General features: G+C 42.6%; 12 protein-coding genes. 2 read left to right on the top strand and 10 right to left on the bottom strand.

The genetic code is table 11. The annotated features are described in order from the left end of the window. Positions 1-48 precede the first annotated feature (48 nt). The 3 genes from V7L01_RS33250 to rpiA all read right to left on the bottom strand — a co-directional run bounded on the left by V7L01_RS33250 (position 49) and on the right by rpiA (position 6,102). On the bottom strand, positions 49-2,349 hold the full coding sequence (locus V7L01_RS33250) for a COG1470 family protein (RefSeq protein ID WP_335042571.1): 2,301 nt from the start codon (positions 2,347-2,349) through the stop codon (positions 49-51). Positions 2,350-2,362: 13 nt separating this feature from the next. Continuing rightward, entirely contained in the window at positions 2,363-4,597 is a 2,235-nt protein-coding gene (locus V7L01_RS33245; protein ID WP_335042570.1) for a hypothetical protein, read from the bottom strand. A 794-nt stretch (positions 4,598-5,391) separates the two neighbouring features. Beyond that, positions 5,392-6,102, bottom strand: a complete 711-nt coding sequence (rpiA, locus tag V7L01_RS33240; RefSeq protein ID WP_335042569.1) for a ribose-5-phosphate isomerase RpiA — start codon at positions 6,100-6,102, stop codon at positions 5,392-5,394. Between the two features lie 258 nt (positions 6,103-6,360). Between rpiA and V7L01_RS33235 the strand changes: the two genes are divergently transcribed. Further along, complete coding sequence (locus tag V7L01_RS33235) at positions 6,361-7,041, top strand: S-layer homology domain-containing protein (RefSeq protein WP_335042568.1); 681 nt, start codon at positions 6,361-6,363, stop codon at positions 7,039-7,041. Positions 7,042-7,071: 30 nt separating this feature from the next. Here the strand turns inward: V7L01_RS33235 and V7L01_RS33230 are convergent, their stop codons facing one another. Further along, a complete protein-coding gene (locus V7L01_RS33230; RefSeq protein ID WP_335042567.1) occupies positions 7,072-8,454 on the bottom strand; it encodes a hypothetical protein in 1,383 nt (460 codons plus the stop codon). 301 nt (positions 8,455-8,755) lie between these two features. On the opposite strand from V7L01_RS33230, the gene V7L01_RS33225 reads away from it, so the two are divergent. Further along, a complete protein-coding gene (locus V7L01_RS33225) occupies positions 8,756-9,376 on the top strand; it encodes a CP12 domain-containing protein (RefSeq protein ID WP_335042720.1) in 621 nt (206 codons plus the stop codon). 115 nt (positions 9,377-9,491) lie between these two features. Here V7L01_RS33225 and V7L01_RS33220 read toward each other — a convergent pair whose 3' ends face one another. The 6 genes from V7L01_RS33220 to V7L01_RS33195 all read right to left on the bottom strand — a co-directional run bounded on the left by V7L01_RS33220 (position 9,492) and on the right by V7L01_RS33195 (position 14,669). Beyond that, entirely contained in the window at positions 9,492-10,607 is a 1,116-nt protein-coding gene (locus tag V7L01_RS33220; protein ID WP_335042565.1) for an LptF/LptG family permease, read from the bottom strand. A 228-nt stretch (positions 10,608-10,835) separates the two neighbouring features. Then, positions 10,836-11,564 carry an LPS export ABC transporter ATP-binding protein gene (lptB, locus tag V7L01_RS33215; RefSeq protein ID WP_335042564.1) on the bottom strand — a complete coding sequence of 243 codons (729 nt, stop codon included), beginning with the start codon at positions 11,562-11,564 and terminating at the stop codon, positions 10,836-10,838. A 30-nt stretch (positions 11,565-11,594) separates the two neighbouring features. Beyond that, entirely contained in the window at positions 11,595-12,092 is a 498-nt protein-coding gene (locus V7L01_RS33210; RefSeq protein WP_335042563.1) for an LptA/OstA family protein, read from the bottom strand. Between the two features lie 432 nt (positions 12,093-12,524). Further along, positions 12,525-12,917 (bottom strand): DUF309 domain-containing protein, encoded by a 393-nt coding sequence (locus tag V7L01_RS33205; RefSeq protein ID WP_335042562.1) that lies wholly within the window; start codon positions 12,915-12,917, stop codon positions 12,525-12,527. Next, complete coding sequence (locus V7L01_RS33200) at positions 12,914-13,279, bottom strand: ferredoxin thioredoxin reductase catalytic beta subunit (protein ID WP_099100573.1); 366 nt, start codon at positions 13,277-13,279, stop codon at positions 12,914-12,916. The genes V7L01_RS33205 and V7L01_RS33200 overlap by 4 nt, the downstream gene beginning before the upstream one ends. A gap of 208 nt (positions 13,280-13,487) precedes the next feature. Continuing rightward, positions 13,488-14,669: a DUF58 domain-containing protein gene (locus tag V7L01_RS33195; protein WP_335042561.1), complete on the bottom strand. Its 1,182-nt coding sequence runs from the start codon at positions 14,667-14,669 to the stop codon at positions 13,488-13,490. Between the last annotated feature and the right edge of the window lie 100 nt (positions 14,670-14,769).

Raw genomic sequence — 14,769 nt, 5'->3', positions numbered from 1 at the left:
GCAAAAGCTTACTTTCATATATCTCTGCTTTTCACATCGCCCAAAAAGTTACCTCAGAGGTAAGGGAGTTTTAAACGGGTTATTGTTGGGTGGCCGAGTAGGAACAATTGGGTTAATGCTAGGTATAGGAGTAGGTACTACTTTTTTGATGACTGTGATAGCAAATCCTTTTTGCTGTTGCTTGCCAGATATGTCATTAACTTGCAGTGCAATTTGAGGTGGGAAGGCTAGATTAACTGGAAGCCGCTTTGAACCAACTAGTGGAACGTCATCACCGTATGGCTGAAGTTTAACCTGAATATTTTCCCCCTCTACTTTCCAACTCAGAGTGGCAGTTGTTCCTTCTTTAAGTTCTAGATTTTGTTGTTCGCTACCGTTGATTGTGAAAGAAACAATCTTAAATGGTTTCGGTAATATTGCAATTTTTGATTCAGTCTTTTTAGAACTAATTTTGCCACTCCCATTATTAGGAAAAGCTTTGATTTCAAACGCAAAGTTTCCAGGTTTAGTTGCTGGTAGAGAAATATTTGTACATCGTAGCTGTTGATTTTGCTGCGTACATAGTTTTTGAAGTTTCGGGTCGGTAATATTACCTTGAGTAAAATTATAAGCAATTGGTTTACCATAGGATGTCCCATCATCTGCACTGCCAGAAATTTCAACTTGCTTCAGCAATAAGGGACGTGCAATTGCCCAACTTAAAAGAATATTTTGACCATTTATATACTGTGGTTTATCTGCTTGAAAACTAAGTACTTCGGCAATTTGCTTTTCAACTATTTCTACTTGGGTTGTTTGGCTAGCTACTTGGTTATTTTGAGAAAATAATTGTATACCATTACGATAAAAAGCTTGTAACTCAAAAGTATAATTCCCTTTTGTTTTCACTCCAGTTTTAACATTGCTACAAATTAGCTCTTGTTTCTGTTGTACCTGACAAGGAGCTATTTCATTGGTGCTTCCCTTACCCAGTGTTTCAGGAATACCATTACTAAAGTCATAGGTAATAGGTTGAATAGGTGGCGAACCTTTGGCTGTCAGAATCAGTTTTTGTAACTGTTTATAGTGATGAATTTCCCAGTTTAAAGCTACCTCATCACCTTCAGTGATTTGAGAGTCATTTGCACTAAAATTTTCCAATCTCAAAGGATCGGGGTTTAAAATTCGCCAAATGATGAATCCTATCCCTCCTAGTAAGCCCAAAACTGCCAAAATTAACAGAATAAATTGCCACCAAGGACGGGGTTTCCATACCAAAGTTCCCTGAGGCAATGTGTTAGGTAAGAGTAAATTTTGTTGGTCTTTTATATCAACTTTAAAGTTGACAACTAGCCCTGCACCAAACCACGGTCGTCGCCACCAAGGTTTGGGTTTGACCGTCAAATTGGCCACAGCGCTTTTGTTGGGTAATAATCTTACTTCCGTAGGATCGAATTTGTAAGTATATAGTTCTTCTTCATCTCGACTTTTTAAGCTTAATATCAGTTCGCGGACAATATTGCCCTGGTTAGCCAGTGATAATTCGTACTTGCCAAGACTACGGCTAACTTGTCCCAAGATGGTATTAAGTTCTATATCTAGGTGATAGTTTGTCGGAATTTGGATGTACACCAAATCCAACAGTACTAAATCTGGAGAGTTTTCCGAATATAAACGGATTGTCGGAGAATAGCTTCCCGCAAGAGTATCCCCAGGTGGGTGAAATTTCAACAATATTTGACCTTGAGTACCAGGGTTGAGTTCTAGTGCGGTCACGTCAGACACTAACCCCGGGCCTTCAAATCCAGTTGCAGGATAATTAATTGTGAACCAGTCATCATCTAAATCAGGGCAACTCAAGCGGAACCTGTCTACCAGATAAGAGCGATTGTCAACTATCACCTCCACTTGCAGAGGTTCACTAGAATTGAAAATTAGTGGCTTGTTGGGATTGGTGTTAGGTTGAATGGAAAATGTCGGGTCGTTCACCCGAATTGCTGTCTGTTCTTTTAGCAGAACCTTAATTTGGTTTGGGAAGGTGATGGGCGTGTCTTGGGGATAATGTAGAGGGGAATCTACGACTAGTGTATAGTCATAAGTTCCTGGGAGAGCATTTGCGGCGATTTGAAATTCAAATGTTACTTCGTCACTATTCTGTTGGGGAGCTAATGCTAAACTTTCTCTAGGAGAACTAGACCAGCCGGTTAAATTTTGAAATACTTCATCAAAAACAAAATATAAGTCAATAACCGCACTTTGATTTCCCTGATTGATTACAACAATATAGAGTTCAATGGTATCTCCTGGCATTCCAAATTGAATTCCAGGTGGGTTGATAATAACTTGCAGTGGATTGAATTTAGCTTGCATTTTATCGACTCCCTTATTTGATGCGGTGTAGTTTGACCTGAAAATCTTCACTACCACTCACAATCATGGTTCCTTGATTAGTTTTCAAGTCGATACTATTAATTGTTTTTGAGCTTTGGTAAATTGTTTTACCTTCTGCTGCCTTTGTTTTGTCGAGCTTATGTTCGGGGGTTAAGTACCAAGCCATCACTCGTCCATCATCGCCACCACTTACTAAAAGGCTACCATCATCACTAAATGCCAGACTACGCACAGATGTTTTTGATGCTGGCCAGCGGTCTAGTGGCGAGCAATTGAGTTCATTTACTTTTTCGAGTGGATTGGGGTTTTTGATAATTTGGCACTGATTCAAATTCCAAATGGTAATAAATCCCGCAGAGTCGGAGGTTGCTAGAATTTTTTCTGCCGAGTTAGGAACAAAAGCCAATCCCCAAATATAGTCTTCACGCCCAACTAATGGGTCTAGTTTTTCCAGATTTTGCACTGATAAACCTGGGAATTTTTTATCCGATTGAGTTGGATTCCACTGCCACAATATGAAACGCTTAAAGTTTCCAGCGATCGCTAGAGTTTTTGCATCTGGGCTGAGATTTAATGCCCTAACTTGGAAACCTGATAGTTTCAATATACTTTGTATATCGATAACTTGCGGTTCTGGCAGAAAATCGCTGTTAGGCGCTGCTCTTGACCATACTCTAACTTTACCACTGCCATAACCACTGAATAAGTTAAGTGAGTTTGAGGTGAAAGCTAGGTCAAAAACGCGATCGCCTTTTGCTTTAGGATCTTTAAAGTCTTGAAGTTCGCTATTCTTTCGACCTGATGGTACATCTCTGAGTTCAATTACACCATTATCTAAACCAACAGCAACGCGATCGTTTTGTAACGGCATGAAGCGTAAGACTTCTACAGCGTCATCGGTAATCGCCATCAAACCTTTGGGCTGTTGTGCTCGATCGCAAGCAACGGGTTGCCCAGCATATGTTACTCTATCATCGGGGTCTAAGCTATCAGCACCGATTCTCCAAAGTCTTAAGGTGCAATCATCTGAGCCACTGACCACAGACAAACCAATACCGCTAAAACGCACTGAGTTGACAGAACGTGTATGCATTACACCTCTTGGTTGCAGTATCCATGCTAGGAGTGCGGCTAATAGTGCGATCGCAGCCAGCTGTAGCCATAGAGGTACGATCGGCAGAGTCTCCACTTCCAATGTCTGCGTGGCGGGGTCTGTACTCCCTAAACGTTGGTCGGATAATTCAGATTTGGCTTCCAGCAACAAAGTTTTGCCGATTCCTACCCAAGGGCGTTTTGTTTTAACATCCAGAATGACTTTACTTGTCTCTCCTAGATGGAGATTGGCAATTTCGGGAAGCTTTTTGAAACTACATTTTCGCCAGTCTCGACCCTGCACATGCACGTTAATTTGTTGGTTGAGGTTGCTAGCGTTTTTAAATAGTAGTTCAAAGGAAGCTGTATTAGATTTCCAGTCAGGCAACCATGCTGATTTACTAGGAATTTTCAGGTGTTTTTGCGTGGTGCTAAAGTCTATAAAACCCACAGGCAAGACTTCAATATTGCCTTCAGCACTAGTTGGATAACCATTATTGCTAACAGCTTCAATAGTAAAAGGGTAATTTTGGCTGGGCGCTTGCACTACAGATGGAGGTTGGCATTGGAATGTAGCTTCTGCTAAACCACCCGGATCTAAAGATAATCGGCGTTCTGCACTGCCAGCTAGCCAAGATGGATCGACGCCTGTAAAACGTAGCATTACATCAGTCGGTTGTTGCCCCAAGTTCCGCACTCGTACTGGTATATCTATAGAATTGCGGGGATAAACTTGGAACTCTCGCACAGGTAATTCTACACTTAAATGCGTTGGTCTGTTGTCTCGCTCGATTTTCAGGCGCAGCACAAGTCTGCACTCTTGTGCTAACTGTGGTGAAAAAATCTTCACCATCAGGTTGACAGTACCGACAAATCCCGGAATGGGTGTATTGAATATGAAGACTTGGAATATGGTACTACTGCCTGGTGGCTTCGCTGCTGCCACCTCTGGTTCGAGTCGATACCAGCGATATCCTGCGTTCCGGGTTTCCCCGGCTGCGGCAATTTCTATCTGAAAATTGACGAAGCGATCGCTGTCATTATTGACACTTACCTCAAATGAGACAGGAGGATCGCCTGGACGAAAGGTTAGGTTCTGAGTAGAAAGACTGGCATTAATAACACTTTTGTCCATGCTATTATTTATACGATTTTATTATTTTGCATGACTAACACTATTAAAAAATTAATATCTGCGAAAAGGTCACAAGGGTCTTTTTTGTTTGATTATTCAAATGTATATATTCAATATTGTGTAATAAATCTGTCAATTTCTAAAATTCATTTTCAGAAAACCTATATATTCAAATCCAAATTCATCAATTGAATATCTGGCACAATTCCCAACAAAACTCAATAAACCGGGTTTATAGGCGAAAAATCTAGATTTTCAGGTTTAAGCACCATAAAACGCGCTTTTTCATACTTATGCTAAATGGGAGTTGGGTAACCTAGTACCGCAAGGCGGAATTAAAAATTAAAAATTAAAAATTAAAAATGAATACAGCGTAAGCGTTTCATTCATTTGAAATGGGTGGTTTACTTCTGCCGTGCTGTACTAGCGAAATTAGATACTTATTCTGGTGATGGTTATTTCTGTAATATATTGGTGACTTTGGATAATTTCACCCTGACAAATCTGGTAAGCTAAAAAACATCTAAATTGCATAATCAGATTAAATCAAACTCTTGTGGGGTGGGCATCTTGCCCGCCCTAGTTATGCAATTTAAATGTGGAACAGCTTAGTCGGTACTAATGTCATCGTCTAGCGCTTAGTTCTAGTTTGTAACGAAAAAGAATGTAGAGATGTACTAGTGCTACGTCTCTACAAGAGTTCTGGATAACGCATAATTAATTTCACCAGATGTCTATTGCTTAATTTTGGATTTTAGATGTCTCTGAAATCCAAAATCCAAAATTTAGAACACTTAGAGTTGCCGCACTAATGGCTGACCATCTTTAACTTCACCAATCAAAACTAAATCCACACAGTTAACGAAGATACCATTTTCCAGAACGCCGGGAATGTTATTCAATGTCTTTTCTAGGTCGGCTGGATCTTCAATAGAGTCAAATCTGACATCTAAGACAAAATTGCCTTGGTCAGTAATCACTGGCCCAGCTTTTTTTACACCCATACGCAGTTCTGGTTTGCCACCAAGTTTCTTGATGGCATTAGTTACAGGAGTAATTGCCATTGGAATCACTTCCACGGGTACAGCGAAACTAGAACCCAACCGGTCTACTAACTTACCACTATCTACCACGACGATGAACTGTTCTGCCAGGTAGTCTACGACTTTTTCGCGGGTATGTGCTGCACCACCACCTTTAATCAAATTCTTCTGTGGATCGACTTCATCTGCCCCATCAATGGCAATATCAATGTGGTCAATAGCATCCAAAGTGGCGAGAGGGACACCATACTGCTTTGCCAGAACTTCTGACTGAAACGAGGTAGGTATACCAATGATATCTTTGAGTTCGCCAGACTTGAGGCGATCGCCCAAAAACTGAATCGTATATGCTGTAGTTGACCCCGTACCCAACCCCACAATAGAACCCGACTTTACTAAGGCGGCGGCGGCTTTGCCAACTTCTTGCTTCATCAACTTTACGGGATCTGCTGCTGCGGTCATTGCCAAAACTCCTGAAAAACTGACTATAGTCCATAGTAGTGGGCAGATAACATCAAAAAATGAAAAGTAAAAAACAAGTTTTTGCTGATTTCTATTTCCTTGATAATGGCAACAAGCTAACACCCTACGTAGCTACGCAACATTGGCTAGCCTAAATTCGTCACTAACTGAGTTACAGGTTATTAGGAACACCAATTTTTGCCTTAACCTCAGTAATATAGTTTTTTCAATTCACGTTAGCGGCTAAAAGTGGTTATCATGATGCGTCAGCTTTCAATTATATCTTTAGTGGCACTACTACAAAACTTGCCAGTAATTGCTCAGACCCCAGCGCCAGAAAGTACTTCTGGAGTCCCATCTGATGCCATTCAACAGGTAACTGCTGTCAAATGGATGACGAACTTTTCCGATGGCAAGTTTTATCCAGAAAGGTTACTGAGTAGGGCTGAATTAGCGTCAATTATGGTAAAAGCATTTGGGCTAAATAAAAGAGAAGCTGTTAGCAAAGAAAATTTAACTATTCCAGATGTTCCTCGTTCTCATTGGGCATTTAATGATATACAGACAGTCTTAAAAACTGACATCATGAAAGGCTATCGGGGCAATGAATTTTTCCCTAACCAAAAGGTGACAAGGGCAGAAGCTCTTGCTATTTTCGCCCAAGCTTATGGTGTATTTCAGTTTCCCGATGACGCTGTGAATGAGATTCTGGCTTCATATCCAGATGAAAAGTCTATCCCAGCTTGGGCTAGAAAAGCGATCGCTACTGTAGCGACTGAGGGATTTCTGAACACAGATACCCAAGGCAATATTTCCCCATTGAAACCCTTTACCCGTGGGGATATGGCTTATGTATTGAGTAAATATTTACAACGGCAACAGAAACAACCCGAAACACCAGAAGTTCCGGTTATTCCAAATAGTCCACAATCACCTTAGCTAGATTTTATCCAGCTAAGGTGCTTAAAATCACCTTTGACCCGGCCCTCTATACTTGTCTCGAATCTGGCGAAGATATAAGGCATTAGACTGTGTTGGCTGCTGCAAGACATAATTCCCATAATTAGATTGTGGTGCTTGCGTCGGTTGCTGCAACCCATAATTCCCATAATTAGATTGTGGTACTTGCGTCGGCTGCTGCAACCCATAATTACTATATCCCATAGGGTTTGTAGGGGTGACAACGCCTTGACTCTGGCTAGAGTAAGGTGCAATATTACTTGGTGCAACAGAGGTGACTGGGGGCGTCACTGGTGCTAAATTAGGCACTACCTGACCGTTATTTAAATTATTGTAGGGATTTTGCGGTAAGTTTGTACCCGTTGACGTATAACCTGTGCCAGTAGTTAACCCATTATTAGGCAATACCTGACCGTTATTTAAATTATTGTAGGGATTTTGTGGTAAGTTTGTACCCGTTGACGTATAACCTGTGCCAGTAGTTAATCCAGTACTTGGTAGAGAATTCTGACTCTGTAAGCTGTTGATGGGTGGCATTAGCGTTGTTCCTGGGCCAGAGACTCCACCCAAGGCATTTGTCTGAGTTGCAGTACCATTGAAGCTAGACAATTTCTGGTTTGTTGATTCGTTGAGCGCTGCTTGCAAAGGGGTGGTAGAGAGAGAATTTTGATTCCTATTGGTTTGATTAGTCAATCCAGCACGCAGGTTAGAGGATGTTTGTTCCCCTTGTGTTGGTTCAGACGCCGCAGTTAAAGTCTTAAGACCAAGAAACGAGTTATTAGTATCAACCGTCCCAGTACGCAATAAATTTTCTGTTTGTACAACAAACGGATTTTTCACGGCTGGGGAAGTATCGCCATTAGCGGCTAAACCAGGATTTAATTTGGTATCAGTACCAGACTTTTGTTTATTAACTACATCCTCTAATAAGCCTTTGCTTTTTTTTGTCTCAGTCTTTTCCTTAGGCGTGTTTGGCGTTAATGAGAGAGTTGCTTGCTCAAAGTCATTAAACAAAACAGGCAAGTTATCAATATCTGCTGCAATAGCTCTATTTTCTTCTGACAGGTCGGAATCAGCAGGCTTTTGTGAAGCGACTTGTTTTTTTTGCTTATAAACGAAAATATCTGGGTTTGACCAGTATTGCCAGGTTACTAGCCCTACTAAAGATAAAAAAATTGCAGTTCCCCAAAAACCAGGTCGCCCTAGATTCCATAACCTGGCTTTGAGATAGCGTAAGTAGGCGGGAGGATAATGACGATGTGGCATGGGATAGATATATTGAAATTTGCTTGAAATGGGGAAAATTTGACGCAAGCTGAAGGCTTTGCTGTTTAAAGCTTTTGCTTTCCTCAACAGGAAATATCTTAACTGAAGTTTGAATGCTGATTTCATCCTAACTTCTCCATCAGTTATTAGCCATTACTAATAGGCATGTAGTAGTCAAAAATTTACTTTTTAGCGGTTGGAGTCCTTTGGCAAGATTTTCTCGGAAGTTATGGCAATTTATGGTTAGTTTTTGGGTATCGGTCACATTGGATAACATCAGGAGTTGACAACTGGTCTAATTTATTGTTGTGGCAGGACAAAAGTTCAACTTTTTTACTTTCTAGTTAGCAAACTGTGCGCTGCAATGCTTCGATATGCCTCTGTAGGCGCTGTGCTGCACCGTACTATTAACCAGGAGACTACAGCAATGATGAGAGCGGAAGATATCATGACCAAAGATGTCGTTACTATTCGCGGTTCGGCGACTGTTGCTGAAGCAGTGGGGGTGATGAAGGAAAAAAGATTGCGGGCGCTGGTTGTGGATCGTCGCTATGACAATGATGCTTATGGCATTGTCACAGAAACGGATATTGTTTATAAGGTCACTGCCTACGGTAAAGACCCAAAGCAAGTGCGGGTTTACGAAATTATGAGCAAGCCCTGCATTGTGGTCAATCCTGATTTGGGTGTGGAATATGTAGCGCGGTTATTTGCTAACACTGGTATTCATCGAGCACCTGTAATTCAAGGTAAGCTGTTGGGCATCATCTCTATTACCGACATTTTGACCAAAAGCGACTTTGTGGAAGCGCCAAAAGCGCTACTGCTGGAGGAGAGAATTAAAAAAGCCATTGAGCAGTCTCGGGCTATTTGCACCGAACAAGGTGCTTATTCTAAAGCCTGTGCAGCCGCCTGGGATGAAGTAGAAGAACTCCAGGCAGAAGCAGCTCATCAGAAAGCTGAGGGTATGGTATCAGCCAAAGTCTCTTTTGAAGAATATTGTAAGGAAAACCCAGACGCACCGGAATGCCGAAATTATCACCCGTAATTGAAGTGTGGGAATGAAAAGGAAAGAGGCAGGGGGCAAGGAGCAGAGGGGGAAGAGGTAATTTTTTATTCTCCCTCTTGCCCCCTCCTTCTTCATTTCCCCCTGCGATCTCAATTTATCGTTTGGCAACTCGCATCAATAAGAATAAGCCTATTCCCAAAAAAAGAAAGTTGGGCAACCAAGCGCCCATAAAGGGAGAGAGGACACCTGCTTGCGCGATCGCACCACTAATAAAGAAAATTAAGTAGTACGAAAAAATTACTACGACACTAATCCCAAAGCTGGTACCTCTTCCAGTTCGCTGGGGTATGCTTCCCATTGCTGCACCTACCAAGCCAAAAACTACACATACAAAAGGTAAGGAGATTTTTTGTTGAATCCGTACTTCGAGTTTACGAATTTTTTGGCGATCGCCACCGAGAAGTTCTACTTGTAGTTGATCTAGGGCTTCAGAAATATTCATCTCACCATAGTCTCGGCTTTTTTCTGCCAGACTTAATGGCGTGCGGGGTAGTTGCAGTTGTTGGTGTTCAAATTTGACGATGTTGCGGTAAGAGCGATCGGCAGCGACAAAATAGATCGTACCGTTGTAAAAATCCCAAACACTTTGAGAAGGATTCCACTGAGCAGATTCTGATACCACAATTTGATTCAGATTTTTTGTTGAGCGGTCTATAATTGTCAACCCTGTCATACGCTTACCATCAAATTGGTCGGCGTAAAACAAGCGTGTCAATATCCGATTCTTAGAGCCATCAGGCTGTGTAACATCCTGGTATTCAGGATAGAAAATATTTTGCTGTTTCAAAATTGGCTTATCTGATTTAAGCGCTTTATCCAGAGTCATCGCCGCTTGATAATTTGCTGCTGGTGCAATTTGTTCGTTAAACACAAATGTCAATCCTGTAACCACAAGACTTAACATCACAGCAGTTAGCACCATACGATAGACACTTACGCCACAACCACGCAGGGCAATTAATTCGCTCTCGCTAGAAAGACGACTGTAGGTCATCAAAGTAGCCAGCAGCGTAGACATGGGGAAGGCTAAAACGATAAAGTTGGGAAATTTTAACAAAAAAACTTGAATAGCAATATCTATGGGTAGCCCAGATTCTACGATTTTTCTGATGAGATCGAATACAGCATCAATGGTGACACCAAGTGATGAAAAAGCTCCGACACCAAAGAAAAACGGCGCTAACAATTCGCTGGCAAGGTAGCGATCCATGATCGTAAAAGGCAGCAGCGAATAGAGACTGTTGAAAGACGTAAGTTTCTTTGATATCATAAGCAACTTTAAAATTTAGATATTGGCAACCCTGGCAAAGCAAAACATATCTACTATATTTAGTATCAAAATTAAATTCTTAATAGCTGAAAATTAACGAATAAATTCATGCTGAAGAATAAAAAATCAAAATATCATTTGAAATGATTAACTAAAATAATTGTGAATTTAAACTTGAAAATTATCCCCTAAATAATATTGCCGCACTAGCGGGTTGCTGTAGAGTTCGTCAGCAGCACCAAAAGCGAGAATTTGTCCCTCACGCATGATGTAAGCGCGATCGGTGATGGCGAGGGTTTCGCGGACATTATGATCTGTAATTAAGATTCCCATACCGCGATCGCGCAGTTGTGCTACGATTTTTTGAATTTCTGAGACTGCGATCGGATCGACTCCCGCAAAAGGTTCATCCAAAAGTAAAAATTTGGGCCCTTCTCGTCCAGCAGCTAAAGACCTTGCTAATTCCGTCCGCCGTCGCTGACCACCAGAAAGTTGAATTCCTTTACTTTTAGCTAATTCTTCCAACCGAAACTCCCGCAGTAAAGTTTTAAGTCGGATTGACCACTCCCATCGTGGCACATGAGTTTGCTCTAGCACCAACAGAATATTATCCTCTACCGAAAGTTGCCGGAAAACACTTGCTTCTTGTGCTAGATAGCCAATACCCAGTCGCGCCCTTTTGTCCATTGGCATTCCCGTAACGTCCAGATTACCCAGCCAGACTTTTCCTTGATTGGGTTTTTCTAAACCTGTGGCAATGTAAAAGGTCGTCGTTTTACCAGCCCCATTGGGGCCTAGTAAACCAACGATTTCGCCCTGAGCAACAGAAAGATTGACACGATTGACAATTACTCGCTTGCCGTAAGATTTGTGAATATTCTCTAAAACAATTTTCACGCTGGAAGCACCCTTTCTTGGTGGTAAATGCTAATTAGAAGGCTTCAAAGGTGGTGTTTGTGGGGCAGGTGTCGCGGTTTGTGCACTATTGTTTGATTCCTCGATCATGTAGATGGACTCTACCTGACGGTTGGATTGGGGTAAAGCAACAAATCGCCCTTCATCAATCAAATAGGTTACTTTCTCCGCTCGGATACTGTTACCGCCCTGTTGCAAAATATAGACATTGCCACTGAAATCAATTCGGCGTTCCTTACTAAAATACTGTGCTTGGGCAGATGTTGCCTGAAGTTGGCGAGCCGGATACAACATTTGCACATTACCACGAGCGGTAATTACTTGATTTTTCGCGTCATATTCTTGCACATCAGCGCGGATAGTGAGGGGTCGATTTGCTTGAGATGTTTGTGCAATAGCGGTTTGCAGTTGGGTAGGCAAGGCAAAAGTGCCCAAAAGTGCAACTGGCAGCATTAAAGCTAATCCAAAGCGACGAAACTGTGACATGGGCAATTGATAGCAGGGCATCATAGCAATTGGGGATTCAGGATTTCAGCTTGCATTCTAATTATCTCAAGTACTTTATCCAGATATGAAATATACAATCTGGAGTGATTTACGATAACTACTGGCTGAAATAGTGACGCTACCCCCAACCTCAAGGTTTCAGATAATTGGCATCTGATTGAAGGACGCAGGAGGCAGGAGGTAGGAGGGGATTCGGCCCCTACTAATTTGAAGCCAGTGAACTCTCGCGAGCGTGGGGGACTCAAACCCTTGCTCCCAAGGCGTTGCGGCAGCCGAGATCGGGCAGTCTTCCTCTCTCTTGAACTGCCCTCAGCAAGAACTGCCTTCATTGGTGAAAATGACGTAGGCACAATACCCTGCGGGAAGCCGCTTTGCATCTACATGAATTGTGCCTACCAAGGATTTCGGGCAACGCATAATTAATTTACCAGATGTCTAATCAGTAGACAGCACAATTTTAGGCAAAGATAAGACTTGATTTTCATCCAGATCGCCAGATGTAATCTTATCTGGCCCCATTTGTTGTAATGTCGTCAACAACACTGCACTCTGACTCAATAGCTCATCTACGTCAACGCCGCTGAAACTAGATGGGTAACGGCGTAGGCGATTGCTGCCTTCTCCAAGTAGAATAACTGCACCTCGCCAGTTCCGGTTCTCCAAATGATACAGTGCCACAGAAATTTGGAGAATGCCTTGATAAAAGGTTTTTTCCGGTTCTCCAGCTTCAATCCACAAAGCCTCTAAAGTGTCATGACAGGCATAGAACTGACCAGAATTGAACTGTTCTACGCCTTGCCAAAACTCTTGGGGGATGATTTCGCTCATCCCATGCTGTCTCGTACTTCTTTGATTGTTTCTAGAGAGATTTCTTGTTTGTCTCCAGCAAACTCGTTGTCAGGGGTGAGGAATAACATGCAATGGCACTCTTTGCGTTCTCTCATTGGCACACAAGGACAGTTCCAATATGTGGCGTGAATCTCAGCTTCTTTATCTTCGTAATGGCGACAAGGACATAAAGGTGCACCCAGGTCGTCTTTATGTTTGGCTAGTCCTTCAATCACGACTGCGGTGACAGAAGGTTCAGAACAGAAATATGTTCCAGTACGCTTGGCGTATTGTTCGGAAAAATGCCGCATTGCCTCTAGGCTTTTATCGCTGGATTTTGTGTTATGTTCTGATGCGATCATGTCGTTCATAATTTAAATATTTCTTTGCATTGTACCTCAGCCTCATGTGGGGATTACTGGGTGGATTTCCCCAACCTTATCCCATTCAAGTTGTTTTACCTTTGCTCAAAGGCTGATATGTCCGGTGTGCTGGGATGGGGCAAAATCTCAGAATTCGCAAAAGCTTAACTTGTCAGCAGAGTTTTGGAATTATAAAATTTAAATTGATTTATGAGTGTAATGTTTTTTGCAGTTGGGGTTGTAGTGGGCGTAGGCGTAGCCCGTCGGAGACATCGCTTTGCAAAACTATACCAGGATGTTCCCAATTGATTATCTCTTGTTCTGCTGCCGAGGAAGTATTTGGCCACAAAACCCAACGACTGCCTTGAGGAAGAGTAGCAAGGCTTAGGGGGTTTTGAGTTAGCCAAATCAAAGCATGGCTTTTAGGAACTGCTGAACTGGCATCTTCTAAGGCTCTGGTTGCTGCTAAGGTTTCTAGAACATAGGCATCGCCTTTGATTAAATCTGTCGATGCTGTCCATAGTTGCACCTCTAACTGTTGTTGCTGTGCATAAAAATACAGCGAAGCTGCGGCAATTACTGCTTGTTCAAAGTTTTCTTCTTCCCAATTGCTAGCACTGTCAAGAGCAATAACTATTTCTTGTCCGCCTGTAACCATTTCTAACTCCCGCACCCTTAATTCTCCATAGCGGGCACTAGTCCGCCAGTGAATCAGACGGGTGGGATCTCCAATGCGGTAAGGACGGAGCGATCGCACCAACCCCGTTGTCGCTGTCTGCAAGGGTCTACCACGAGGATCGCCCTTTTTGCTCTCTTCTTGCCCCATTTCATCTACTAGGGGGCAGGTAGCCAAGGGTAATACTGTAGGATAGACGATCGCTGTGGCAGCACAATCACGCTGACGGCGACACCAAAACAATCCCAAAGGCGCACCAGAACCGAGTTCGACTGTGTGCCAGCGATAAACGCCCCGGCGCTGGGTAGGGTGGTAATATACCCAACGGTAACTACCTTTGCTAGGAATTGTCTCGATGGACTTTTGTACTGGTTTCCCTAAGACGAAGGGTAATATATCCTCAATTTGCAATAAGCTTACAGGCTGCTGTGCCTGATTGCGGATTTCTAATTCCACCGTCAGATCGTCCCCGGCTGACACTGGTTGAATGGGACGGCGGGTGATGGATAGATTTGTGAGCGATCGCGGCGGTAAGATGGCTGCTACACCCAAAAGGGCAAAACTAATGCCGCTAATGGCGTATAGCCAACCAGCCATCGTATTGATACCTGCGCCAAAAAAACAAATAGCCGTTGCTGCTAGTACCCAACCGCCGTATGCAGGAGCACAAGCGCGGGTTTCTAACCAATTGGTGATGGGTTTGATGATTTTCATGTTTCTTTTTTAACCCAATACCACCCCAAATTCACAGTGTCTCAGTGGTTGCGCCTGATGTCCTTATCGAAACCGCTCTAAAATTTGGTTGACTGCGGTA

This window comes from Nostoc sp., assembly GCF_036917095.1.
In the GTDB taxonomy this organism is placed as follows: Bacteria; Cyanobacteriota; Cyanobacteriia; order Cyanobacteriales; family Nostocaceae; genus Nostoc.
Note: the sequence above shows the minus strand (reverse complement) of the source record. Positions and strands in the feature narration are given on the sequence as shown.

What these genes read in the sequence shown, in the direction of transcription:
- V7L01_RS33225 (WP_335042720.1), top strand. Translation starts at nt 8,756, where the DNA reads ATGATGAGAGCGGAAGATATCATGACCAAAGATGTCGTTACTATTCGC.
- V7L01_RS33200 (WP_099100573.1), bottom strand. Translation starts at nt 13,279, where the DNA reads ATGATCGCATCAGAACATAACACAAAATCCAGCGATAAAAGCCTAGAG.
- V7L01_RS33250 (WP_335042571.1), bottom strand. Translation starts at nt 2,349, where the DNA reads ATGCAAGCTAAATTCAATCCACTGCAAGTTATTATCAACCCACCTGGA.
- V7L01_RS33205 (WP_335042562.1), bottom strand. Translation starts at nt 12,917, where the DNA reads ATGAGCGAAATCATCCCCCAAGAGTTTTGGCAAGGCGTAGAACAGTTC.
- V7L01_RS33235 (WP_335042568.1), top strand. Translation starts at nt 6,361, where the DNA reads ATGATGCGTCAGCTTTCAATTATATCTTTAGTGGCACTACTACAAAAC.
- V7L01_RS33230 (WP_335042567.1), bottom strand. Translation starts at nt 8,454, where the DNA reads ATGAAATCAGCATTCAAACTTCAGTTAAGATATTTCCTGTTGAGGAAA.
- rpiA (WP_335042569.1), bottom strand. Translation starts at nt 6,102, where the DNA reads ATGACCGCAGCAGCAGATCCCGTAAAGTTGATGAAGCAAGAAGTTGGC.
- V7L01_RS33210 (WP_335042563.1), bottom strand. Translation starts at nt 12,092, where the DNA reads ATGATGCCCTGCTATCAATTGCCCATGTCACAGTTTCGTCGCTTTGGA.
- V7L01_RS33245 (WP_335042570.1), bottom strand. Translation starts at nt 4,597, where the DNA reads ATGGACAAAAGTGTTATTAATGCCAGTCTTTCTACTCAGAACCTAACC.
- V7L01_RS33195 (WP_335042561.1), bottom strand. Translation starts at nt 14,669, where the DNA reads ATGAAAATCATCAAACCCATCACCAATTGGTTAGAAACCCGCGCTTGT.
- V7L01_RS33220 (WP_335042565.1), bottom strand. Translation starts at nt 10,607, where the DNA reads ATGGATCGCTACCTTGCCAGCGAATTGTTAGCGCCGTTTTTCTTTGGT.